The sequence below is a fragment of the Corynebacterium riegelii genome, assembly GCF_016728505.1.
GTDB classification, from domain to species: domain Bacteria; phylum Actinomycetota; class Actinomycetes; order Mycobacteriales; family Mycobacteriaceae; genus Corynebacterium; species Corynebacterium riegelii.
Genome location: NZ_CP068159.1, coordinates 2,257,671 through 2,280,630 on the forward strand (window position 1 = coordinate 2,257,671; position 22,960 = coordinate 2,280,630).

Sequence of the window (22,960 nt, forward strand, 5' to 3'; positions counted from 1 at the left end):
TAGCGGCTACTTCGGCGTGGGCTGCATGCGCTGGGAGATGACGCGGGTAACACCGTCGCCACGCATGGTCACGCCATAGAGCACGTTCGCCACATCCATGGTGGGCTTTTGGTGCGTGATCACAATCAGCTGGGAATCCTCACGCAGTTCTTCGAGCAGGGCGATGAGACGGCGTAAGTTGACGTCATCAAGGGCGGCCTCAACCTCATCGAGCACATAAAACGGGCTGGGGCGTGCGCGGAAGATAGCAACCAGAAACGCCAGTGCCGTCAAGGACTTCTCCCCGCCGGAGAGCAAAGATAGGCGCTTGACCTTCTTCCCCGGTGGGCGCGCCTCAATCTCAAGGCCCGTAGTGAGCATGTCGGTGGGATCAGTCAGGATCAGGCGCGCTTCGCCACCCGGGAACAGCGTGGCAAACACGCGCGGGAACTCCGCCTCCACATCGCGCCAGGCGTCGGTGAACAGGGTGAGGATCTGCGCGTCAACGTCCTCAATCACGCCCTCAAGGTCCTTGCGTGCCTGGATCACGTCCGACAGCTGCGTGGACAAGAACCCGTAGCGCTCTTCCAGTGCCTTGAACTCCTCCAGGGCCAGTGGGTTGACCTTGCCCAGCGCGCGCAGGTCCTTCTCCGCCTGGCGCAGACGCTGCTGCTCAGCATCCAGGTCAAAGTTGTCGTCTGGCGTGTAGCCCGCGACCAAGTCATCCACTGCGATGCCTAGTGAGGAGGTGGCTTGAGCCTCCGCTTCGTCCATACGCACCTGTGCCTGCGAGCGGGCAATCTCAGCCGCATGCGCCGATTCCTGGGCACGGGTTGCAGTTTGACGCGCTGCTGCGACTGCGTTTTTCGCCTCCTGCTGGCGTGCTCGAAGTGCGCTGACGTGAGCACCACGCTCGTCGCGTTGGGACGCTGCGCGGATAAGCGCTGCGTCGATACGCACAACAAGCTCCTCCGACATGGCTGCCACCGCACGGGCCAGCTCAGCCTCAGTCTGCCTGCGCTTTTGCGCCTCATCGTGGCGTGCTTTCGCCTGACGCTCGTGCTCCGCCTGCTTGCGCAGCGCGGCAGAGCGTCCCGCGTTCGCCTCCGCAGCCTGGCGCGCCGAGCGAAACGCCATGGTGGCTTCCATCTCAGCGGCTTTGACCTGGGTGAGTTTTGCCTGGGCTCGGTCACGCTCCGCCGTTGATGGTTCCTCAGTCTCCGGCTCCTCAACGCGGCTGAGGCGATCCCGCGTTTCCTCCAACGCCTGCTGTTGCTTACGGGCACGCAGCTCTGCCTCGTTGACGCGGCCTGCGGCCTTCGCGTGCGTCTCCTCGCTCGCGCTCGCCTGCTGCTGCAAACGAGACAGGTCGCGGCGCCACGAGGCGACGTGCGTGTCGTGCTCATTCAGCGCCGCTTTCGCCGCAGCCGCAGCGACGCGTGCGTCCTCCGCCGCAAGGGTTGCACCCTCCAAGGTGCCAGCGAGCTGTGCCAGGTTCTCACTCGCGGTTTCCAGCTCTTTCTGCGCAGCGTCAATCTGGGCGGTGACCTCAACCGTGGTGGTTTGTGCGCTGCCAGCGGCTACCCAGCCCTCGCCAACCAGCACGCCGTCAGGGGTAACTGCCCGCAGGCGCGGATCCGCATCCACAATCTCGCGTGCCTGCTCCACATTGTCCGCCAGCGCAACATCCACCAACAGACGCGTCACCGGTCCTTGTACCTCAGGAGTCAGAACCACGTGATCGAGCAACCAGTCCACCTGAACGTCCGTCTCCAAACGCCAGGACTGGCCACCAACAGGATCAATGATGATCCCGCGCGAGGCGCCACCCAAAGCCTCAATCGCACCCGGAGTCACCTCACCCACAAGAGCCTCTGCCGCCGCACCGAGGGCCGCAGCAAGCGCAACGTCATAGCCAGACTCCGCACTGACCTGCACCGCCAAGGGACCAAAGCCTTCAAGCACCTCGGCTGCTGGCGACTTCGGTGCTTGCTCATTAAGCGCCGCAATACGCGCCTCCAGCGCAAACACCGCGCGCTCACGCTCACGGCGCGCATCCTGCAACTGCGCCAACCTGGATTCGGCAGACTGGGCCTCAGCGCGAGCACGCTCATACGCCGCGTCCAACGGCCCACGCTCAGACTCAATGACCTGCAACCGCTGGGCTACCTCTGCCGCCTCATCTTGTGCGGCTCTCGCACGCGCGCGAGTTTCAGTGAGCGTTTCTTCTAAACGACGCACCTCATCTTCCGCCGACTCCACCGCCTGCACCAAGGATTCTTCCTGCGCTAGCAGGCGCACCACGCCTTCCCTACGGTCCGCGATCGCACGCAAGCGCGCCAAGTGCTCGCGCTCAGCGGCGTCAAACTCCTCCTGGGCCTCTTCGACCAGCTCGTGGACCTCAGCTAGACGCTCCGCAGCCTCCTCCGCTGCCTCAAGCGTCTCCGCCTCACGCTGGTCCGCAGCCTTCGCCCGGGCTTCAAGTTCCTCAGGATCCTGCCCCGCGTACGGCACCGGCATCGAGGCGCTTCGGGTGCGCTCTGCTGCAATACGCCCTGTGGCATTGGCTCGTTCCGCCAGCGTGGACAGGCTGAACCAAGTGCGCTGGGCAGCCTCGGCAGCAGGCTGGGCGTCCGCCTGCTCCGCCTCGATCGTCTCTTGGATGGCTACGGCTTCCTCTAGCGCTTCTGCAGCTGCCTCCGCGCCAGCTTTGCGGAGTTCCGCTTCCTCCACCGCCTGGTTATAGGCGGTGCGAAGGGTGACGATTTGGTGGCCGGCGATGCGCAGGCGTGCGTCGCGAAGCGTAGATTGCACCGTCGCCGCACGCTTGGCAGCCTCTGCCTGACGGGCCAAGGGCTTTAACTGCTTGCCCAACTCTTCCGTCAAGTCCGTCAGACGGTCCAGGTTGGCCTGCATGCCGTTAAGCTTGCGCTGCGCCTTTTCCTTCCTGCGACGGTGCTTGAGCACACCTGCGGCTTCTTCAATGAAGGCGCGGCGCTCCTCAGGGCGCGACTCCAGGATTTCCGCAAGCTTGCCCTGGCCCACGATGATGTGCATTTCACGGCCAATACCGGAGTCGCTCAACAGCTCCTGCACGTCCATCAGACGCGCTTTCGCCCCGTTGATCTCATATTCGCTGGCGCCATCGCGGAACATGCGCCGCGTAATCGCCACCTCGGTGAAATCAATCGGCAGGCGCTTGTCACTGTTATCAAACGTCAGCGTGACTTCCGCTCGCCCCAAAGGTTTACGCTCACCCGCGCCCGCGAAGATCACGTCCTGCATCTTGCCGCCGCGCAGATTCTTCGCGCCCTGCTCCCCCATCACCCAGGCAAGCGCGTCCACCACATTAGACTTGCCCGAACCATTCGGGCCCACCACGGCACAAATACCAGGCTCAAACTTCATTGTGGTCGCTGAAGCGAAGGACTTAAAGCCCTTCAGCGTCAGCGATTTCAAATGCATTCTGTGGATTTTACAGGCAGGCCACCACTCCCACCCTCATGCGGACCTTGTGCACCGAATCGGCCACCGATCCGCTAAACTCCATATCCAATTCAGGGGGTTTCACGTAGATGGCGGGGGGATTTATGTATAGAAACCAGATTCGATGGTACGCACCAGGGGGAGAAAGCGATCCTGTAAGCAAGCGTGAATTCAAAGCCTTGTCCAAAGAGGGCCAGGGTGCGCTAGGCGCCAAGCTCAAGCGCTTAGCCAAGGCAGAAATCGGTTTACAAGATCTGCGACACCTTCGCGGCGAACTCTATGAAGTCAGAGTCCAGGTTGGAGGCAACCATTACCGGGCGATGCTTATTCAGGACTCTCCAGTGCACTACATCATCCTGTCATGCTTTTTCAAAAACCAAAGAAAGACACCTAAGACCGAACTCCAGAAGGCTGAGCAGCGACTTAAAAACTGGCGGAATAGAAACTAATCACGGTCAGATATCGGCCCACGCCGATCATTACTGTAATATCGGCTATGACAGATACGCTGCAAGGGGGCGACTATGAACACCACTCAATACCGCGATTCCAACTCCGAAGAATTCGACTTCGAGGAATTATTCACTGACCCAGACATCACTGAGGCAGCGGAAGACGCAGAAACTCGGATGCGCCTTGCTGACGCATTGCGAGCTGGCAGAAAACAAGCCGGCATGTCCCAGCGCGACGTCGCCGAAGTTATGGGAACAACCCAGTCAGCTATCTCTGACCTGGAGCGCGGCGAAACTGACCCGCAGCTGTCAACGCTGCAGCGCTATGCCCGAGCTACCGGCGCACATCTAAAGGTCTTCCTAAGCTTTGCACAAGCCACTCCAGCAAACACCGCCACCCAGCACAACCAACAGGCCTAAAACCCGTAGCCAAGCAGTCGGTTACGGCTCCACCGCCTGGGCGCGCACCTCACCAGGTTCGATGGTGCCGTGCGTGCCAAACTCACGTTGCCAGTACAAAAGTGGCTGGTTCGAGTTCACCTCTGCGGCTTCCACGTCCACCACAACCAGCACGTGGTCCCCTACCGCGATCAGTTGGTCGACGTTGCCTGCGACCCAGGTGTGGTTGCAGGGAAGCTTCGGCGCACCGTCGACAAGCGAATAGCTCACTCCCTCAAACCTGTCCACACTCTTGTCCGCAAATCGGCGGGCCAGATCTCCCTGCTCTGTGGACAGCACGTTGATGCCAATCGGTGCACCCAGCGTCAGCTGCCCAAGCAGCGAGGAGCGTTGATCCAGGCTCACCAGCACCATCGGCGGATCCAGCGACAGCGACATAAACGCGCTGACCGTCGTACCATGCGGTGCTTCTTCGGTCCCGGTGGTCACAATGGTCACCGCCGCTGCAAGCTGGCTCATAGCGTCTTTGAACTGTTGTGCTTCCATCAGCGCTCCTCGAATCCGGTTGCCCCCTTCGGTTCACTGTACTGAGCCTGTACCCCATCTACGCGGCCTGGTCGGTTCGCCGAACTCGGTTGTTCCTCTAGCAGGGCTTTCAGCTTATCGACGCCCACCGCATCCCCCTCAGCCACAACCTCCACACGTCCGTCCACAAGATTCTTGGCGTAGCCGGCTAAGCCGAGCTCCAGCGCACGCGAGCGCGTCCACCAGCGAAAACCCACGCCTTGGACATGTCCGCGGACGTGGGCCGTCATGCGGGTCTTAGGCACTGTGGCCTTCCTTGCCTTCCTTGCGCAAGGCAACGCGGTCCTCGGCGCTACGGCGGGTCACCGGGTCAGAACCGTCCCAGTACTCAACATTTTTGATCTCCGGCAGCATGTCACGGTGGAATACCGGATCCACGCCCTTGGAGCGCTGCTCGTTGAAGTTCTTCAGCAGCTTGATGGCCACACCACCCAGCGGGATGATCGCGATGATGTTGAACAGCGCGAGCAGACCTGCCATGGTGTCGCCCAGCGCCCACACCAGCGGCACAGAGCCAAACGCACCGAAGATGACAAAGCCGATGACCACGAGACGAAACACCGTCATCGCAGTCTTGGAGGAGGTGAGGTACTCCAGGTTTGCCTGCGCAAGGTAGTAGTTACCAATCACGGAGTTAAACGCCAGGAAGAACAGAATGAACGTGATAGCGTGCGCGCCCCACGCGCCCACGGAGTCGGCGAGTGCGGACTGTGTCAGTGCAGCACCCTGGATATCGTCCATGCCGTAGTCCACGGCCGGGCCGAGCAGCACCACAAAAGCGGTAATGGAGCAGACCAGCAGGGTGTCAAAGTACACACCAAGGGTCTGCACCAAGCCCTGCTTTACCGGGTGGGACACGGTTGCCGTTGCCGCGGCGTTCGGGGCGGACCCCATACCGGCCTCGTTAGAGAACAAACCACGGCGCATACCCTGCGTAAACGCCAACCACACGCCAGCACCAGCAACCTGGCGGATCCCCAATGCGTGGCCGACGATCATGGCAAACATGTCGGGGATCTCAGTAATGTTGACCACAAGCACCCAAACACCCATCAAGATGTAGGCACCAGCCATGAACGGCACGATGACCTGCGTCCACGACGCAATACGGGTGACACCGCCGAAAATCACCAGCGCGGTCAAGACTGCGATCACGGCAGCAACGATTGCCTTCAGCTGCATCGAGTCACTGTTCAAGGAACCGCCGACAGCCTCCACGATGGAGTTGGTCTGAATCGCGTTGTAGACAAAGCCGTAGGTAAAGGCCAAGAAGACGGAGAACAGCACGGCCAGTGGGCGCCAGCCAAGCCCTCGCGTCATGTAATACGCCGGGCCACCGTGGTAGTTGCCGTCTGCATCCTTGGTCTTCCACAGCTGCGCCAGAGTCGACTCCACAAACGCGGTCGCGCCACCAAGCAACGCCAGCATCCACATCCAGAACACCGCACCTGGGCCACCGATCGAGATAGCCAGCGCCACACCTGCGATGTTGCCGGTGCCTACACGCGAGGCAGCAGAAATAGTGAATGCCTTGAACGCGGACAGGCCGCCGTATTCCTCATCCAGGTCACGACCTTCACGGTCTTTCCCCTTCGGGGTTTCTGCAACAGCCTTCAGCATTGCCGGGAACAGGCGGAACTGCACAAACAACGTGCGCAGACCGAAGTACACACCGGCCGCAACAAGGAACCATGGCACCAGGCTCCAGATGAAGCCGTTAAGTGTGCCGTCTACAAAAGAAAAGGCGGAATCCATAGGCGGCAGTTTAGCGAGTGATCTAGAGCACTTGGCAACTTGGGCAGAAAAAACTCGAGCGTTGCCCCACCATTACCCGCTCAATTGGGGTGCCGCAGCGCGCACACAGCTCACCTGCGCGCCCATAGGCGTGAAGGGACTGCATGAAGTTTCCGGACTCCCCGTTGACGTTGACATACAACGCATCAAAACTGGTCCCGCCACGGGCGAGCGACTGCGCCATCACTTCACGCGACGCTGCAAGTACTGCCTCCGCGTCACGCTGGCGCATGGTGCGCGCCGTGCGCCACGGTTTAATCCGCGCCGCCCACATCGCCTCATCCGCATAGATTGACCCGATACCGCTGACCACCTCTTGGTTAAGCAACACCGACTTCACTGGCGAGTTCTTCCGCCGCACCGCGCGCCCAGCCGAGCGCAGATCAAACTCGGGGTCAAACGGATCCGGCGCGACATGCAACGCAGGCTGCGGAATGCCGTCAACTAGTTCGGCGTACTGCCAGAACCCAAACGTGCGCTGATCCACAAACGCAAGCTCCAACGGCACCTCACCAGCCGCAAGCAGCTCTGCTCGAATGCGCACGTGTGGGTGTTGCGTAAAACCGGGAGCCCCCACCAGCATTTGTCCGCTCATGCGCAGGTGGGTGAGGAGCACGTGGGCGTCGCTAAGCAAGAGCCACAAAAACTTCCCCCGCCTGCCGGTGCCAGTGATGCTTAGCCCCGGCAGGACCTGGGTGAGATCCACGGTGTTGCCGCGCACCGCACGCGGGTGCAACACCTCAACGCGGCCAAAGGTGCGGCCAACCACCAGCTCATCTAAACCGCGGCGAACTACCTCAACCTCAGGCAACTCCGGCACGCTAGACCTCAAACACGTGATCGCGCAGGTACAGCACCGCCTGGTGAGCGGCCTCCTGCTCCGCCAGCTTCTTATTCGGCCCCTGGCCAGTTCCGCGCACCTCACCGTCCACAAGCACCTGCGCGGTAAACACCTGATCATGCTCAGGGCCCTCGGACTCTGCCGAGTACTCAGCTACCGGCAGCTTCAGCTCGGCCAAGCGCACCTGCAGCTCAGTCTTCCAGTCATGGTGGCGGCTGGTAGCCGTAGCTGTGCGCAGCTTCCTCTCAAACAGACGCAGCACCACATCGCGCGCAGGTTCAAAGCCATGCTCCAAGTACAGCGCGCCAAAGAGTGCCTCGGTGGTATCAGCCAGGATGGACTCCTTCTGCCTACCACCGGTGACCTCTTCGCCCTTGCCAATAATCACATGAGGGCCAAGGTTGATCTCACGAGCTACATCCGCAAGGCCGTAGCGCGACACAATCGCCGCACGCATCGGGGAAAGCTCAGACTCCGGACGGGTCGGGTACAGCTCAAAAAGCTTGGTGGCCACAGACAGGCCGAGAACCGCATCACCCAAAAACTCCAAACGCTCATTGTTTGGCAAGTGATCATTTTCATTAGCAAACGAACGGTGCGTCAGCGCCAGCTTCAGCGCCTCATCTGACAGCGGCAAGCCAAGCGCCTCGATCAGTGGGGTGTGATCCACCGCATCATAGGCCAGCTGCCACGCTTCCTCACCACTTACCCGCTTCTTGCGAGACCGGCTCACAGGAACTTCTCCAAACCAGCCCAGCGTGGATCCACTCGCTCCTGCTCCTCACCCGAAACACCATCCGGTGCAGGGACATCAGAGTCGTGGTCGCACTCCGGCTCACACGTCGGGTTAAACGGCCAGCTCAACCCGGCCTCATCGATAAAGGCCTGCTCCAGATCGACGTTGTCGTCCACAACAGACTTGATTTCATCGCCAGAGCCCGTGTCTTCATCCACCTCTGCGTCCCCGGTAATGAACGCATCGTTAGCAGAAAACACCTGCTCCACCCGGATGCTCTCAGTCGGGTGCAACGTATTCAAGCAGCGTACGCACTGCCCTGTCAGGGTGGCGGTCGCGGTGGCATCAACCATCACGCCCGAGCCGAGCGGAATTACCGTGGCCTCCACCGTGACGGTTTCCCCTTCGGGGATAGCAATCATTTCCGGACCAATACGCGACGGCGACGGCCCAGTCTGGGTCACCGTAACCGGCATGCCGTCGCCATACAAGGCGTCAGCAACATTAATGATGAAGGGATTTTCAGACATAACGCCTTACACACTAGTTGGTGCGCGGGCGACGCGTCCTCTCACGCGCTGGGTAACGCTCAGGCTGCTCGTGACCAGCATCAACTCGCTGCGCACCAGACACTCCAGCGCCGCGACGCAATGCGGAACGATCCGAGCTGACCGTTCGCAGTACCGAAGACAGGGACTCTTCAAACTCCGCCAACTTCGCATCCACGTAGCTGTCGCACTCGGAGCGCAGGCGGGAAGACTCGACATTGGCCTGCTCCACTAGGCGGCGAGCTTCCTCGTCCGCACGGTGCATCACCTCAGACTCAGAGACCAAACGCTGCTGCTGCGCCAAGCCCTCGTCCACGCTGCGCTGGTATTCCTGGTTACCGGACTCAACCAAGCGATCGGCTTCCTCGCGCGCACGGCCGACGGTGGTATCCGCCTCCTCACGAGCCCGCCCTACCAGCGCGTTAGCGTCATTTTCCGCGTTGGACACCAGCATAGTGGCCTGCGACTGTGCATCCGCAAGCATTGCGTCGGACTGCGCATGCGCATCGTCTACAAGCCTGCGCGCCTCATCTTCTGCCCCGTAGACCAGGTCATCAGCGCGCTCTTGAGCGCCGCGCAGGATCTCGTCCTGCTTGTCCAGTACGTCCTGAGCATCATCTAGCTCTTCCGGTAGCGCGTTGCGCAAATCATCCAGAAGTGCCAGCATCTCGTTGCGCGGCACCATGCAGTTCGACGTCATGGGCACGCCGTAGGCTTGCTCCACCGTTTGGACAAGTTCATCGAGAGCTTCAAAAACGCGGTACATGCCTCAAACACTACGGCGCAAACGGAGCATTTTGCTTTACGACGCTCCGTTGACCCCACAAACCGCCCTAGATCAGACGCTAGATCACGCCCTGCGCCAACATGGCGTCAGCCACCTTGGTAAAGCCCGCAATGTTGGCGCCCACAACGTAGTCGCCCTCACGGCCATATTCAGCAGCGGTGTTCTTTGTCACCTTGAAAATGTTGGACATGATCTTGTGCAGGCGCTCATCCGTGTAATCGAAGCTCCAGGAATCGCGCGATGCGTTCTGCTGCATCTCCAGTGCGGAGGTAGCCACACCACCGGCGTTGGCTGCCTTGCCTGGTCCGAAGCTGATCTTTGCCTCACGGAAGACCTCAACAGCATCCGCGGTGGACGGCATGTTTGCACCTTCCGCCACGTAGCGCACACCGTTGGCGATCAGGGTGCGTGCGTGATCAGCATTCAGCTCGTTCTGCGTCGCACACGGCAGTGCCACATCTGCCTTGAGATCCCAGATGGAACCGTCTGCGTGGAAGGTGGCTCCCGTTGCGCCTTCAACGTAGGCGGAAACGCGCTCACGGCGGCGCTCCTTGACATCACGCAACAGCTCAACGTCCACACCGTTGGGCGTTTCCACCCAACCGGAGGAGTCGGAAAAACCGACCACGGTTGCGCCCAGCTCCTGGGCCTTGGCAATGGCGTAGATAGCCACGTTGCCGGAGCCGGAAACGATCACGCGCGCGCCGTCGAGAGAATCCCCCTTGGCTTTGAGCATCTCGTTGGTGAAGTACACCGTGCCGTAGCCGGTTGCCTCCGTACGTGCCAGGGAACCACCCCAGGTCAAGCCCTTGCCGGTGAGCACACCAGACTCGTGCTGGTTTACCAGGCGACGGTACTGACCAAACAGGAAGCCGATCTCACGGCCGCCAACACCGATGTCGCCTGCCGGTACGTCGCGGTACTCACCGATGTGGCGCCACAACTCCGTCATAAAGGACTGGCAGAAACGCATGATCTCGCCCTCAGACTTACCCTTCGGGTCAAAGTCCGAGCCACCCTTGCCGCCACCAATTGGCAGGCCGGTCAGGGAGTTTTTAAAGATCTGCTCGAAGCCAAGGAATTTAATCACACCCAGGTTCACGCTCGGGTGGAAACGAAGCCCACCCTTGTACGGGCCCAGTGCGGAGTTGAACTGGACGCGGAAACCGCGGTTGACGCGAATGTTGTTGTTGTCATCCATCCACGGCACGCGGAAGATAATCTGGCGCTCTGGCTCACACAGGCGCTCGATCAGGCCATAATCTGCGTAGTGCGGGTCCTTCTCCAGGACAATCTTCAACGAGTCCAGCACCTCTGCAACAGCCTGGTGGAACTCCGGTTCACCTGCGTTGCGCTTCAGCAGTTTGTCGTAATAGCCAGCTACCTCTTGATCAATTGCACTCATTTCGGGCAACCTCCATAATCTCAGTTCTCAACTTTGCAGCAGGCTCATACGGCGGCGGGTTGTACCTCAAGCCGGGATGTCTTTACACCGTGCCGCGATAAACTTTAGCCCTATATTGTTCACTCACACACATTTTTTCATTTTTGAGGTTACAAGGAATATGAGCTTCACCACTTCTTCCCGCCCAAGCGCTCCTATTGAGGAGGAGCGCAGCGCCCGCGTTGTCATCGCTCCCGATGCGTTTAAAGGCACTGCAAGCGCGGAAGATGCCGCACAGTGGCTGGGCGAGGGTGTCCGCGAGATTATTCGGGACGCAGAGGTTTTGCTCGCCCCGATGGCAGACGGCGGTGAAGGCACTTCCACGTTGTTTGAAGGCGAACGCATTACCTTGCCCACCACGGATGCGGCTGGCCGCCTGACTGAGGCGTCCTACACGTACGATGCTGCAACGACTACCGCGTTTATTGATGTCGCTGCCGCCTCCGGACTGCCGGCTGTAGCGGATTCGCCGGTGGTGATGACTGGGGATACCTACGGCACCGGCGTGCTGATTGCAGACGCGCAGACGCGCGGCGCCACCCGCATCGTGCTGGGCCTGGGTGGTTCCGCCACTGTCGACGGTGGCACCGGCATCCTGGTCGCACTCGGAGCGAACCCGTTAAACGCCGCTGGCTACCAGCTCACCCCGGGTGGCGGGCACCTGCGTGAGATCGCTGACCTGGATACTGCCAAGGTGAATATCCCCGCTGGTGCGGTGGACTGGGTGCTGCTGACCGATACGTCGGCACCTGCGTGCGGTGCCGACGGCGCCGCAGCAGTGTTCGGCCCGCAGAAGGGAGCTTCGCCTGCAGACGTCGCCGTGTTGGACGAAGGTCTTGCCACCCTGTGTGACGTTGCGGGTATTGACCCCAACACCCCGGGCCTTGGTGCAGCTGGTGGCGTGGGCATTGGCATTACCTGGCTGTCCACGCTGCTGCACGGCAATACCGAGCACGTGAGCATCCAGCCCGGCGCGCGCGTAGTTGCGCAAGCCAATGGTGTGGTGGATGCGTTGCAGGACGCTTCGTTGGTGATTACGGGCGAGGGCGCGTTTGATTCCCAGACCGCCACTGGCAAGGTGGTTGGCACGCTGTGCGATTTGGTGGCGGAGCACAATCCGCAAGCGGTTGTTGCCATTGCTGCGGGAGCATTTAACGCCGAAGTGCCGAAGATGGCGGGCGTAGATCCGATCGCGGTCACACTGTCAGACAGCACTGATGTGCGCGAGCAGCTGATCCAGGCTGGCCGTGAGATCGCCGTGGCCTACCTCAATATCTCCACCATCCAGGGGTAGACGGACGGCACTTCGAACTGATCTTGCTGTTCGAGTGCTGCCGGGTCATCCGGCAGTGTGGCTTTGGGCGTCAGGATGCGTGATAGCCCCATGGCAAGGCGGTTGTAGCTGTCGGCGCCTTCCGCATCGATGAGGTAGCGGTGGACCTCGGCGCCGTCCTCTTCGGCGCTTACGCCACGGTCGGTTTCGTAGGTGGCGGCAAGTTGGGTGTGCAACGCGGCGTCGATAAGCACGATGCCCTCTTCAACCACTGTGGCGGCGGTGAGCATCTCCCGGCGCACCAGGATGTCGAGTGCTCGGCTGAATGCTGCTCCGATTTCGGGGGCGTATGCGGGCGGAACGAGGACATCGAAACGAATCTTCGGCATGGAGCCAAGGCTAGCGCGAGTAGTGTGCAAGGCATGCCTTTCCCTCTCTCTTCAGCCAGATCCGCGTTGTCCACCATGGCTGACGGCACGGTGAAACAGTTCAGCCCGTTTACCGGCACGCAGGTGTGGACAGTGCCTGGGCGCGGCAACCGGCCGCTGAGTGCGCGTAAGACGGACCCGGAGCCGTTGGGTCCGAACGCGCATGTGGATACCTGTAATTTCTGCCAGGCGCGTTTGCTAGCTACCCCGCCGGAGAAGTCACGGATGGTACGCACGGCAGGTGGTTGGGAGATTCTTCGGGATCAGTTCCCGGATCAGCTGGAGACAACGCAGGCGGAGTTTCGCCGTGTGCCCAACCTCTTTGAGATCGTCTCCTATGACTACTGGGCACAAAACTATGGCTACGAAATGGCCGCGGATCGCCGCGCGCACATGGAGGCCTACCTGGCGGACCATGCAGGCCGTGAGCACGTGTACGCCATCGCCCGCACTCGCCTAGCTGCCTCCGGCATGAGCACCGACCCAACTGAGGAGGAGCTACAGGCCATTGTTCCCGCCTACTTCGGCGGTGGCCATGACGTGATCATTGCCCGAAGGCACTTCATCGACGGCGCCAGCGATGACTCCCAACTCGCTAGCTCCGGCACCCTCACGCCTAAGGAGCACCACGCGTTTATCGCTTTTACTATCGACGCTTTGCGTAACCTCCTTGAATCCAACCCCTACAGCCCATACGTAGTGGTGTTCCAGAACTGGCTAGCCGCCGCCGGCGCAAGCTTTGAACACCTGCACAAGCAGCTGGTGGCAATCGATGAGCGCGGCGTGAACGCCGATCTGGAGATTGCGAAACTGCGCCAGAACCTGAACCTATACAACGAGGTTGGCGTGAACTTCGCCCAACAGCACAACTTGGTGATTGCGGAAAATGACTACGCCGTTGTTGTCGCCGGTATTGGCCACCGCTACCCCACCGCCAGCGTGTACTCCAAGTCCGCAACGTGCGAGCCGTGGCTGCAAAGCGACGAGGAAGTGCGTGGCTTTTCTGACCTTCTCCACGCAATCCACGCCGCAACCGGCCCGGATGTTGCCTGCAACGAGGAGTGGCACTACCGCCCAGTGGACCTAGATGTGCCCATGCCGTGGCGCGTGAATCTGAAATGGCGCCTGTCCACAGTGGCAGGTTTTGAGGGCGGGACAAAGATCTACGTCAACACGCTTTCCCCTTTTGACGTGCGCGACCGGCTGGTGACCAACCTGTATCGCCTGCGCGATGAAAACGCGATCGCGCCGGGTATTCGCATTGCCGCTGAGTGCGGGGTGGAGCGCAACGTGCTGAAATACAACCCAATGCTGAAAGGGAGTGAATAACAAGTGGCCGATTTTGCCCGTACCGTTTCCAACCTGATCCGTGAGTACCCCATAGACGCTGCCTGGCAGCGCGATGTCTACGAGTGGATGCACATGCACCCGGAACTTGCGATGCGGGAGGTGGAAACGCAACGTCGAATAGTAGAGGAGCTCACGCGCTTCGACTGCCGCGTGATCACTCCCATCGGCGGCACCGGCATTTGCGCCGTGTTTGAAAACGGGCCAGGCAAGGTGGTGTTGCACCGCGCGGATTTTGACGCGCTTCCGGTTGTGGAGGAAACCGGCGTGCCGTACGCCTCCACCAACGGCGCGATGCACGCCTGCGGCCACGACATTCACACCACTGCGCTTTTGAGCATGTGCGACGTGCTGGACCGGGCTCGGGAGCACTGGTCCGGCACATTTATCGCCCTGTTCCAGCCGGCGGAGGAAACCGGTGAGGGTGCCGCAGCGATGGTGGCTGACGGACTGCGCGAGAAAATCCCTGCCCCTGACATCTGCTTTGCCCAGCACGTCATGCCAGGGTTGGCCGGCGAGGTGATGAGCAAACCCGGCCCACAGTTCGCCGCGTGTGACTCCATCCGCATCACCATCCCTGGCCGCAGCGCGCACGGCTCCATGCCGCACGAGTCGATCGACCCGACGTTTACCGCCGCGATGATCATCACCCGCCTGCAGGCCATCGTTGGCCGGGAGGTAAACCCGGCTGATTTCGCCGTGGTCACCGTCGCATCCATGCACGCCGGCAGCACGAACAACATCATCCCGGGCTCCGCGGAGCTGGTGCTGAACTGCCGCTTCTATTCCGACGAGGTCAAGGCCCGCGTCTACGCCGCAATTGAGCGCGTGGTGCGCGCCGAAGTGATTGCCTCCGGTATTGATGCACAGCCGACGATCTCCTATTTCGCCCATGGGGAGCTGTTGACTAATGACGCCACGGTGTTCTCCTCCATTCGCCCCCTCCTAGATGCCCACTTCGGCCCGCGCTCTGTGACCGCGGACCCGAAGACCGTGTCGGAGGATTTCCCAGCGATCCCCGCCGCGTTTGATGTGCCTTACTTCTTCTGGCTGGTCGGCTGCACGCCTGAAGCAGACTTCCGCCGAGGCAACATTCCGGTCAATCACATGCCGACGTTTTTGCCGGATTACGAGCCAACAATCCGCTCCGCCACGGAGGCTGGTTTGGTCGCTGTGTTGAGCGTTCTGGGTACCGGCGCGGAGCAACGCTGAGTAAATCGTGTGACGCCGGTAGGCTTGGGAGCCATGAGCACTCAAGCGAATACGCACGCATCTCAGCCTGCGCTTCAAGATTCTCTCGCGGGCCACGTTAAGAGCTTCTCCGGCCGCGCGCCGGAGACGTCGACGGTGAAGAAGTTCTGGACTGGTCTTTCTGCCGCCGTGGTGGAGCAGATTGCAGAGAACTGGGAAGCCACGCGCGAAACCTACGCTGCGGGCCGCCAGGCATCGTATTTCTCTGCAGAGTTTCTGCAGGGCCGCGCACTGCTGAACAACCTGACCAACCTGGGTCTTGTTGAGGAAGCCCAGGAACTGACCCGTTCCATGGGCCACGAGCTTTCAGACGTGCTGGAGGCCGAGCACGACGCAGCGCTTGGTAACGGTGGCCTGGGACGATTGGCGGCCTGCTTCCTGGATTCCGCGGTGACGCAGGACTACCCGCTGACCGGCTACGGCCTGCTGTACCGCTACGGCCTGTTCCGCCAGGAGTTCGTGGACGGTTTCCAGAAGGAACACCCGGACGCCTGGAAGGAGTCCTTCTACCCCTTCATCATCCAGCGCGGCACGCAGCAGCGTTTTGTGAAGTTTGATGATATGCAGGTTCGCGCCATCCCCTATGACATGCCGATCACCGGCTACGGCACGGACAACGTGGGTACCTTGCGGCTTTGGGACGCTGCACCGATGCACGAGTTCGACTACGACGCGTTTTCCTCCCAGCGTTTCACCGACGCCATCTTGGAGCGCGAGGCTGTTCATGACATCACGCGTGTGCTGTACCCGAACGACTCCTCCTACGCGGGCAAGCTGCTGCGCGTGCGCCAGCAGTACTTCTTCTGCTCCGCATCCCTGCAGGAGCTGGTGGACAATTACGTTGCCCACCACGGTGATGACCTGCGTGACTTCCACAAGTACAACTCGATTCAGCTCAATGACACTCACCCGGTGTTGGCTATCCCTGAGCTGATGCGCCTGCTTTTGGACGAGCACGATATGTCTTGGGAGGACGCCTGGGAGGTCACCACCAAGACGTTCGCCTACACCAACCACACGGTGCTGCAGGAAGCGCTGGAGACCTGGGAAGAGTCCATCTTCAAGCAGCTGTTCTGGCGCATCTGGGAGATTGTGCAGGAGATTGACCGCCGCTACCGCCTCGACATGGAGGAAAAGGGCATCGGCCCGGAGCTGGCACACCGCTACTCCCCGGTGCACGACGGCATGGTGCACATGGCGTGGATTGCCTGCTACGCCTCCTACTCTGTCAACGGCGTGGCTGCGATCCACACCGAAATTATTAAGCGCGACACCCTGGGCTACTGGCACGACCTGTACCCGGAGCGCTTCAACAACAAGACCAACGGTGTCACCCCGCGTCGCTGGCTGCGCATGTGCAACCCGCGCCTGTCTGCCCTGCTTGATCGCCTGGCTGGTAATGATGACTGGGTAACCGACCTGTCCAAGCTCAAGGAGCTGCGCACTTACGCGGATGATCCGAAGGTGCTGCGCGAGCTTCGTGAGATCAAGGCTGCCAACAAGCAGAACTTCGCCGCCTGGATCATGGACCGCCAGGGTGTTGAGATTGATCCGGATTCCGTCTTTGACACCCAGATCAAGCGTCTGCACGAGTACAAGCGTCAGCTGATGAACGCTTTGTACGTGCTGGACCTGTACTTCCGCATCAAGGAAGACGGTGAGCGTGACATTCCGAAGCGCACCTTCATCTTCGGCGCGAAGGCCGCACCGGGCTACGTGCTGGCCAAGGGCATTATCAAGCTCATCAACACCATCGGTGAGCTGGTGAACAATGACCCTGAGGTGTCCAAGATCATTCGCGTGGTGTTCGTGGAAAACTACAACGTTTCCCCGGCAGAGCGCATCATCCCGGCCTCGGATGTTTCCGAGCAGATCTCCATGGCTGGCAAGGAAGCTTCCGGTACGTCCAACATGAAGTTCATGATGAACGGCGCGCTCACGCTTGGCACCATGGACGGCGCCAACGTTGAGATTGTGGATGCGGTTGGTCAGGAAAACGCCTACATCTTCGGCGCTCTGGAAGAAGAGCTGCCGGAGCTCAAGCGCACCTACGACCCGCGCCAGGCAGCACAGGAGACCCCGGGGCTTATGCGCGTGCTGGACGCACTGACCAACGGCACGTTGGATGACCAGGGCACCGGCTTGTTCCACGATCTGAAGCAGTCGCTTCTGGATGGCTTCGGTTTCGACGACCCGGATGTTTACTACGTCCTCGGTGACTACGCCTCCTACCGCAAGACCCGCGACCGCATGGCGGCGGACTACTACGCAGACCCTGAGGATTGGGCACGCAAGTGCTGGATCAACATTTGTGAATCCGGCCGCTTCTCCTCGGACCGCACCATCCGCGACTACGCGGAGGAAGTCTGGGACATCACACCCACCCCGATTGCTAAGTAACCAGGTTTCCTAACACGGGTTTCTGACCCCGGGCAGCACCACGGAGCACGACGCTTCCGGTGCTGTCCGGGGTTTGGTGTTTTGTGGGGGTAGCATTCCCTTGCGATGATTCTGCTGGTTGATAACTACGATTCCTACACGTTTAACCTCGCACACCTGATTGCGGAGGTAGCCGGGTTTGCGCCTGAGGTTGTGCCCGCTGGTGAGGCGCATGATCTGCCGGATCGTATCCGCGCGGGCGAGTTCAGCCATGTGGTTATCTCCCCGGGACCAGGTACTCCGAGCAAAGAGGAGGACTTCGGAGCTTCCCGGCGCGTCATCGAGGCCGCCGCGCACGCCAATGTCCCTCTGATCGGTGTCTGCTTGGGCCATCAGGGGTTGGCTCTGCTCGCTGGTTCTTCTGTGACCCGTGCGCCGGAGCCTCGTCATGGTTTCGTCTCCACGATTCACCACTCGGGCGAGGGCATTTTCAAAGGGATCCCGCAGGATTTCCAGGCGGTGCGGTACCACTCGCTGCATGTAGAAAACCCCCAGGGTGTCACTGTTCATGCGCGGAGTGAAGATGGCGTTGTGCAGGCGCTGAAGGTTGACGGTCTTGAGCATTGGGGCGTGCAGTTTCACCCGGAGTCGGTGTTGTCGCAGCATGGCCACCAGCTCATGCGAAACTTCCTTGGTGGTTGGCGCTTGGTGCACAAAACGGTGCCCGGAAAGATTGACTGTCAGCGGGTGTTTCGGGCTCTTCGTAACTGCGGCACCCATAACGCCTTCTTCCTCGACTCCGCCGACCCACGCGGACGCTACAGCATCATTGGAGACGCCAAAGGTCCGCTCTCGCGCACCTTTACCTACTCCGTAGGCGACGCCGAAGGCCCGGACATCCTGGAGACCCTGGAGCGTGAACTGGCCACGCCGATTGTCAACGCCCCAGACCTCCCGTTTACCGGCGGCATGATCGGCTACCTGGGGTACGAGTGTGCGCAGCTGACCATGCCGATCACGCTGCGTCACCGCTCCCCGTACCCGGATGCGTTCTTTGTACGGCCGCAGTCCTTCATTGTGTACGACCACCAGGAGGAAACCGCGCACCTGTGTAGCCTTGAGGGCCCCGAGACGGACAGCCTCCTCAGCCGCCTCCACAGCGCGCTCACTGCTACACCGTCTGCTACACCCCCGGAAGAACCCCCAGCCCACGTCAGTACCGGCACGTGGCGCACGGATGACTACAAAGCGCGCATCACCCGAGCTCAGGAGCTTCTCCACGCCGGCGAGAGCTACGAGGTGTGCCTGACGGACACCATCACGGCGCACGCCGAAGGCGATATCTACGCAGATTTGCGGGCGCACAACCCGGCGCCCTACGCCGCGCATCTGTGCTTCGACGGCGTGGAGGTTTGCAGCGCGTCGCCTGAGCGTTTCCTCACCGTGCGAGGTAACACCGTTGAGGCCAAACCGATCAAGGGCACGATTGCCGCCGACCAGGATCCGGCGGAGCTCACCAGGGACCCGAAGACGCGGGCTGAAAACCTCATGATCGTAGACTTGCTACGCAATGACCTCTCGCGCGTGTGCACGCCGGGCACCGTCACCGTGCCAAAACTCATGCAAGTGGAAAGCTACGCCACCGTGCACCAGCTAGTTTCCACCATCACCGGTCAGTTGCAGCCGGGTGCTTCGCTTATCAGCGCCATACGTGCCACCTTCCCACCCGGCTCCATGACCGGTGCGCCGAAGCTGCGCACATGCGAGATCATCGACCAACTGGAGGCGGGCCCGCGCGGCGTCTACTCGGGCGTGCTGGGTTACCTGGGATATGACGGCCAGGCGGATCTCTCAGTAGTTATCCGCACTGCAGTTCGTCAAGGAAACGAACTGACGGTGGGCGCCGGCGGGGCGATTGTGCTGGATTCAGACCCGAAAGCCGAGCTTGCAGAGCGCAACCTGAAAGCCCACGCTGTGTTGGGGGCGTGGAATGACTAGCTACCCTTCCAAGTACGCCTGGCACGGCGAGTTTATCCCCCGTGACTTCCCCGACGGCCCCATCGACGTTGCGGATTCCTGGCGGCACATCAACGGCCGCACCAACGGCCTGGACCTGCATCTCGCCCGTTTCAGCCAAGCCGCTGGCTCACTACCGGCAGGCTTTGTTGACGCGATGCTTCCGCTGCTCGCTCACGGCGAGCTCTTCCCCCGCATCGCCCTTTCTCAGGGGCTTTTGCTTCTGGACGTCCGCGTTGCCCCACCCCCACGCCCCACCACGAACCTTACGTATGTGCAAGCTCCCGACCCACGCACCCAGCCTGAAGTCAAAGGCCCCGACTTCAGTGCGTTTCGCACCCACCGCAGCCGCTTTGGGGTTGCGGGGACGGATGATGTGGTGATCGTGGATACGCACGGTGCTCTGCTTGAAACCACTACCGGCGCGTTGCTTTCCTTCGACGGAGATGCGCTGGTGGTGCCGGAGGGAACCAAACTTCCCAGCGTGACTCTGCATCAGATCACTACCCGTGCAAAGCAGCTTGGGAAGCGAGTGATCAGTCGGCCGTTGACGCTGGAGCACGCAACCACCCACCCCCTGTGGTTTTGTAATTCACTGCACGGAATCAGCCCGGTTGACCAACTATGCACCGAAACGACAACCACCACCCCACCGGCACACCCGGATGTGGCCGAGTGGCAGGCGTGGTGGTGGAATCAGTTCCGCTAAATATTCCTGATGGAAAGCATGTCCTGCTTCTTCGCAGCGACACACTGAATAGCAATGGCAACGACTGCAATGCCAAGGCCGATTGCGTCGGTCATCAGGTCGGGCGCCATCATCGTCAGCGCCGCCGCGGCGAACAAAACACGCACAATCGGGTTGGCGTTGACCATGAAATGGCCCTCAACGGCAACCGAAAGCAGAAGCACGCCAACGGTGCCGGTAATCGCAACCAGGATTGCCTGGCCAGCGGTGACGTCTTGCAGCAGCATCGCCGGGTTGAACACGAAGATGAACGGAATGATGTAGCCGGCAAGTGAAAGGCGCATGGACTGGAAACCAGTCTTGACCGGATCCGCACCCGACAGGCCTGCTGCGGCAAAGGATGCAAGCGCCACCGGCGGGGTGATGTTTGCAAACAGGCCGAAGTAGAACACGAACAGGTGCGCAACCAGCGGCTCCACACCCAGCTGCCCCAGAGCCGGTGCCGCCATGGTGGCGGTGATGATGTAGGTCGGAATGGACGGTAGGCCCATGCCGAGGATGATGCAGGCGATCATGGTCAGGATCAGAGAGAACAGCAGGTTGCCTGCACCAATGGTCACAATGGCGTTTGCCAGCTTCACGCCGAAGCCGGTGAGCGTCACCACACCCACGATCACGCCGACAGCCGCACAGGCGATGGACACAGACACGGAGGTCTTCGCGCCGTCTGCAAGTGCGTCAATCATGTCCTGGATGCTCATGCGGGTGGTCTTGCGCAGCTGCGCAACCACGGCCGTGACCAAGATGGTCAGCAGCGCGGACAGCAAGATAGTGCGGCCGGTGAAGAACAGCATGTAGATCAAAAACAGCAGCGGAATCATCAGGTGGCCGCGCTCTTTGAGCACCTCGCCAACGGCTGGCAGGTTCTCACGAGAAATACCTTTCAGGCCATCGCGGGTGGCGCGCAAGTGCACCTGGGCGATCACGCCGAGGTAGTACAACAGCGCCGGAATCAGTGCCGCGATAGCAATGTCGCGGTACGGCATGCCAAGGGTTTCCGCCATGATGAAGGCCGCCGCACCCATAATCGGCGGCAGGATCTGACCACCCACGGACGCAGAAGCCTCAACCGCACCGGCAAACACTGGCTTGTAGCCAACACGCTTCATCAGCGGAATGGTAAACGCGCCGGTGGTCACAACGTTTGCAACCGCAGCACCGTTGATGGAGCCAAGGAAGCCGGAGGCAACAACCGCCACCTTTGCCGGGCCGCCACGAGACTGGCCTGCCAGCGCTAGCGCGATGTCGTTGAAGAACTGGCCCATGCCCGACTTCTGCAGCACCGCACCGAACAGGACGAACAGGAAGATGTAGGACGCAGCCACACCGATAGCGGTGCCGTAAATGCCCTCGGTGGTCAGGTAGAGGAAGTTAAACGTGGCATCCCAGCTGTACCCGCGGTGGCGGAACATGCCGGGGATCTCGCGGCCGAACACCGCATAGAGCACGAACAGCACGCCCAGGATCGGTAGCGCCCACCCAGAGATACGCCGTGCTGCCTCAAGCACAAGCAGCACCAACACTGCCGCCATGATGACGTCCCACATGGTGGCAACACCCGCGCGGCGCACAATGTCGTCATAGTTCAAGTACACATACACCGCGGTGGAGATAGACAGCAGGATCAAGATCACGTCATAGAACGGGATCTTGGTTCGAGATGCCTTCTTCACCGGCGGGTACATTGCGAACGCAAGCGCCAGGATCATGGCAACGTGTATTGAGCGGTGGATCAGTACCGGAGGGGTGCCAAAGTATGCCGTGTACATGTGGTACAGCGACACAACCACTGCGAAGATGGTCAGCCCGATAGCTAGCGGGCGGGACGTGAAGCTGCGTTGGCGTGACTCACGGTCAAACTCTTCCAGAATCGCCTGAGCATCCGGCTTCACATCAACAGTGTCAGTATTTTTCCCATCGTTGGGATTAGTGATCTTCGTTGACATGGAATTGCCTTTTCATTGAATTGTTAGCGTCGCTCAACCGTTGCCTTGAGAAACACCCGCTCCGGGAGGTCATCTGTAAGAACAAACGGGGCTCGTGCATCTGTGTATGACACGGTCAAGGTGTGGTGCGTTGCCTGGGAGTGCACCCAGGTCACTTCCTTGTATTGGTGGTGAAGATCAGCAATGTGAACTTCGCCGTTTTCAACAGTGGTGGTTCCACCGATATCCGTCGGGGCGCCTGCGCCGTAAGACTTCAAATACACATCTGTCAGCTGCAGACCATCGCGGCCAATCTCGTAACGTTCCCGCCACGGCGTTTTCTCAATGGAGTGGATCCACGCCAGTTCCATTGAGGAAACCTCAGCAACGGGAGCGTCGAACAACGTCGCCCCACTTTTCTGGTCAGAGACAACCAAGTGGGGCTCACGCAGTTGCGTCCCAAGGAAAGCGAGCGCCGCAATCACCACAACGAGTGCGGTAACTGCGGCAAAAACGCTACGCCGAAAACTGGCCACGAGCAG

20 protein-coding genes are annotated in these 22,960 nt (G+C 60.7%); 8 read left to right on the plus strand and 12 right to left on the minus strand.

What is annotated here, in order from left to right; genetic code table 11:
• Nucleotides 1–6 precede the first annotated feature (6 nt).
• Nucleotides 7–3,444, minus strand: a complete 3,438-nt coding sequence (gene smc / locus I6I71_RS10770) for a chromosome segregation protein SMC (RefSeq protein ID WP_201820974.1) — start codon at nucleotides 3,442–3,444, stop codon at nucleotides 7–9.
• Nucleotides 3,445–3,569: 125 nt separating this feature from the next.
• Here smc and I6I71_RS10775 point away from each other — a divergent pair, with 125 nt between their 5' ends.
• Both I6I71_RS10775 and I6I71_RS10780 read left to right on the plus strand, forming a co-directional pair.
• On the plus strand, nucleotides 3,570–3,914 hold the full coding sequence (locus I6I71_RS10775) for a type II toxin-antitoxin system RelE/ParE family toxin (RefSeq protein ID WP_201820976.1): 345 nt from the start codon (nucleotides 3,570–3,572) through the stop codon (nucleotides 3,912–3,914).
• A gap of 75 nt (nucleotides 3,915–3,989) precedes the next feature.
• Nucleotides 3,990–4,337: a helix-turn-helix domain-containing protein gene (locus tag I6I71_RS10780; RefSeq protein WP_052203780.1), complete on the plus strand. Its 348-nt coding sequence runs from the start codon at nucleotides 3,990–3,992 to the stop codon at nucleotides 4,335–4,337.
• A gap of 21 nt (nucleotides 4,338–4,358) precedes the next feature.
• Here I6I71_RS10780 and I6I71_RS10785 read toward each other — a convergent pair whose 3' ends face one another.
• The 8 genes from I6I71_RS10785 to gdhA all read right to left on the minus strand — a co-directional run bounded on the left by I6I71_RS10785 (nucleotide 4,359) and on the right by gdhA (nucleotide 11,012).
• Entirely contained in the window at nucleotides 4,359–4,862 is a 504-nt protein-coding gene (locus I6I71_RS10785) for a flavin reductase family protein (RefSeq protein ID WP_201820978.1), read from the minus strand.
• Nucleotides 4,862–5,131 (minus strand): acylphosphatase, encoded by a 270-nt coding sequence (locus I6I71_RS10790; protein ID WP_070465882.1) that lies wholly within the window; start codon nucleotides 5,129–5,131, stop codon nucleotides 4,862–4,864. Before I6I71_RS10790 ends, I6I71_RS10785 begins: the two co-directional genes overlap by 1 nt.
• Nucleotides 5,132–5,138: 7 nt before the next feature.
• Entirely contained in the window at nucleotides 5,139–6,656 is a 1,518-nt protein-coding gene (locus tag I6I71_RS10795; RefSeq protein WP_201820980.1) for an alanine/glycine:cation symporter family protein, read from the minus strand.
• Nucleotides 6,657–6,678: 22 nt separating this feature from the next.
• Nucleotides 6,679–7,515 carry a bifunctional DNA-formamidopyrimidine glycosylase/DNA-(apurinic or apyrimidinic site) lyase gene (mutM, locus tag I6I71_RS10800; RefSeq protein ID WP_201820982.1) on the minus strand — a complete coding sequence of 279 codons (837 nt, stop codon included), beginning with the start codon at nucleotides 7,513–7,515 and terminating at the stop codon, nucleotides 6,679–6,681.
• Between the two features lies 1 nt (nucleotide 7,516).
• Nucleotides 7,517–8,269, minus strand: coding sequence for a ribonuclease III (rnc, locus tag I6I71_RS10805; RefSeq protein WP_201820984.1), 753 nt, complete (start codon nucleotides 8,267–8,269; stop codon nucleotides 7,517–7,519).
• A complete protein-coding gene (locus I6I71_RS10810; RefSeq protein ID WP_201820986.1) occupies nucleotides 8,266–8,802 on the minus strand; it encodes a YceD family protein in 537 nt (178 codons plus the stop codon). The genes rnc and I6I71_RS10810 overlap by 4 nt, the downstream gene beginning before the upstream one ends.
• Nucleotides 8,803–8,815: 13 nt before the next feature.
• Complete coding sequence (locus I6I71_RS10815; RefSeq protein WP_101734452.1) at nucleotides 8,816–9,586, minus strand: DivIVA domain-containing protein; 771 nt, start codon at nucleotides 9,584–9,586, stop codon at nucleotides 8,816–8,818.
• A 79-nt stretch (nucleotides 9,587–9,665) separates the two neighbouring features.
• Complete coding sequence (gdhA, locus tag I6I71_RS10820) at nucleotides 9,666–11,012, minus strand: NADP-specific glutamate dehydrogenase (protein ID WP_101734453.1); 1,347 nt, start codon at nucleotides 11,010–11,012, stop codon at nucleotides 9,666–9,668.
• Between the two features lie 160 nt (nucleotides 11,013–11,172).
• Here gdhA and I6I71_RS10825 point away from each other — a divergent pair, with 160 nt between their 5' ends.
• Complete coding sequence (locus I6I71_RS10825; protein WP_201820988.1) at nucleotides 11,173–12,345, plus strand: glycerate kinase family protein; 1,173 nt, start codon at nucleotides 11,173–11,175, stop codon at nucleotides 12,343–12,345.
• Here the strand turns inward: I6I71_RS10825 and I6I71_RS10830 are convergent.
• The gene (locus tag I6I71_RS10830) at nucleotides 12,315–12,713 is read right to left on the minus strand and encodes a hypothetical protein (RefSeq protein WP_201820990.1); all 399 of its coding nucleotides are present in this window, start codon (nucleotides 12,711–12,713) and stop codon (nucleotides 12,315–12,317) included. The two genes, I6I71_RS10825 and I6I71_RS10830, sit on opposite strands and share 31 nt — an antisense overlap.
• Nucleotides 12,714–12,746: 33 nt before the next feature.
• Between I6I71_RS10830 and I6I71_RS10835 the strand changes: the two genes are divergently transcribed.
• The 5 genes from I6I71_RS10835 (at nucleotide 12,747) to I6I71_RS10855 (ending at nucleotide 20,454) form a co-directional block, all read left to right on the plus strand.
• The gene (locus tag I6I71_RS10835; protein ID WP_201820992.1) at nucleotides 12,747–14,081 is read left to right on the plus strand and encodes a DUF4921 family protein; all 1,335 of its coding nucleotides are present in this window, start codon (nucleotides 12,747–12,749) and stop codon (nucleotides 14,079–14,081) included.
• Nucleotides 14,082–14,084: 3 nt separating this feature from the next.
• Nucleotides 14,085–15,311 carry an amidohydrolase gene (locus I6I71_RS10840; RefSeq protein WP_052203755.1) on the plus strand — a complete coding sequence of 409 codons (1,227 nt, stop codon included), beginning with the start codon at nucleotides 14,085–14,087 and terminating at the stop codon, nucleotides 15,309–15,311.
• Nucleotides 15,312–15,344: 33 nt separating this feature from the next.
• Entirely contained in the window at nucleotides 15,345–17,750 is a 2,406-nt protein-coding gene (locus tag I6I71_RS10845) for a glycogen/starch/alpha-glucan phosphorylase (protein ID WP_201820994.1), read from the plus strand.
• 105 nt (nucleotides 17,751–17,855) lie between these two features.
• Nucleotides 17,856–19,727 (plus strand): chorismate-binding protein, encoded by a 1,872-nt coding sequence (locus tag I6I71_RS10850; protein WP_201820996.1) that lies wholly within the window; start codon nucleotides 17,856–17,858, stop codon nucleotides 19,725–19,727.
• Complete coding sequence (locus tag I6I71_RS10855) at nucleotides 19,720–20,454, plus strand: aminotransferase class IV (RefSeq protein ID WP_201820999.1); 735 nt, start codon at nucleotides 19,720–19,722, stop codon at nucleotides 20,452–20,454. The genes I6I71_RS10850 and I6I71_RS10855 overlap by 8 nt, the downstream gene beginning before the upstream one ends.
• Here I6I71_RS10855 and I6I71_RS10860 read toward each other — a convergent pair.
• Nucleotides 20,451–22,439 (minus strand): TRAP transporter permease, encoded by a 1,989-nt coding sequence (locus I6I71_RS10860; RefSeq protein WP_052203747.1) that lies wholly within the window; start codon nucleotides 22,437–22,439, stop codon nucleotides 20,451–20,453. The genes I6I71_RS10855 and I6I71_RS10860 overlap by 4 nt on opposite strands.
• Nucleotides 22,440–22,462: 23 nt before the next feature.
• Nucleotides 22,463–22,954, minus strand: a complete 492-nt coding sequence (locus tag I6I71_RS10865; RefSeq protein ID WP_052203745.1) for a DUF1850 domain-containing protein — start codon at nucleotides 22,952–22,954, stop codon at nucleotides 22,463–22,465.
• Nucleotides 22,955–22,960 lie beyond the last annotated feature (6 nt).

Coding starts and splice junctions, on each gene's coding strand:
- smc (WP_201820974.1), bottom strand. CDS start 3,444: ATGCATTTGAAATCGCTGACGCTGAAGGGCTTTAAGTCCTTCGCTTCA.
- I6I71_RS10775 (WP_201820976.1), top strand. CDS start 3,570: ATGTATAGAAACCAGATTCGATGGTACGCACCAGGGGGAGAAAGCGAT.
- I6I71_RS10780 (WP_052203780.1), top strand. CDS start 3,990: ATGAACACCACTCAATACCGCGATTCCAACTCCGAAGAATTCGACTTC.
- I6I71_RS10785 (WP_201820978.1), bottom strand. CDS start 4,862: ATGGAAGCACAACAGTTCAAAGACGCTATGAGCCAGCTTGCAGCGGCG.
- I6I71_RS10790 (WP_070465882.1), bottom strand. CDS start 5,131: ATGACGGCCCACGTCCGCGGACATGTCCAAGGCGTGGGTTTTCGCTGG.
- I6I71_RS10795 (WP_201820980.1), bottom strand. CDS start 6,656: ATGGATTCCGCCTTTTCTTTTGTAGACGGCACACTTAACGGCTTCATC.
- I6I71_RS10810 (WP_201820986.1), bottom strand. CDS start 8,802: ATGTCTGAAAATCCCTTCATCATTAATGTTGCTGACGCCTTGTATGGC.
- I6I71_RS10815 (WP_101734452.1), bottom strand. CDS start 9,586: ATGTACCGCGTTTTTGAAGCTCTCGATGAACTTGTCCAAACGGTGGAG.
- gdhA (WP_101734453.1), bottom strand. CDS start 11,012: ATGAGTGCAATTGATCAAGAGGTAGCTGGCTATTACGACAAACTGCTG.
- I6I71_RS10825 (WP_201820988.1), top strand. CDS start 11,173: ATGAGCTTCACCACTTCTTCCCGCCCAAGCGCTCCTATTGAGGAGGAG.
- I6I71_RS10830 (WP_201820990.1), bottom strand. CDS start 12,713: ATGCCGAAGATTCGTTTCGATGTCCTCGTTCCGCCCGCATACGCCCCC.
- I6I71_RS10835 (WP_201820992.1), top strand. CDS start 12,747: ATGCCTTTCCCTCTCTCTTCAGCCAGATCCGCGTTGTCCACCATGGCT.
- I6I71_RS10845 (WP_201820994.1), top strand. CDS start 15,345: ATGAGCACTCAAGCGAATACGCACGCATCTCAGCCTGCGCTTCAAGAT.
- I6I71_RS10850 (WP_201820996.1), top strand. CDS start 17,856: ATGATTCTGCTGGTTGATAACTACGATTCCTACACGTTTAACCTCGCA.
- I6I71_RS10855 (WP_201820999.1), top strand. CDS start 19,720: ATGACTAGCTACCCTTCCAAGTACGCCTGGCACGGCGAGTTTATCCCC.
- I6I71_RS10860 (WP_052203747.1), bottom strand. CDS start 22,439: ATGTCAACGAAGATCACTAATCCCAACGATGGGAAAAATACTGACACT.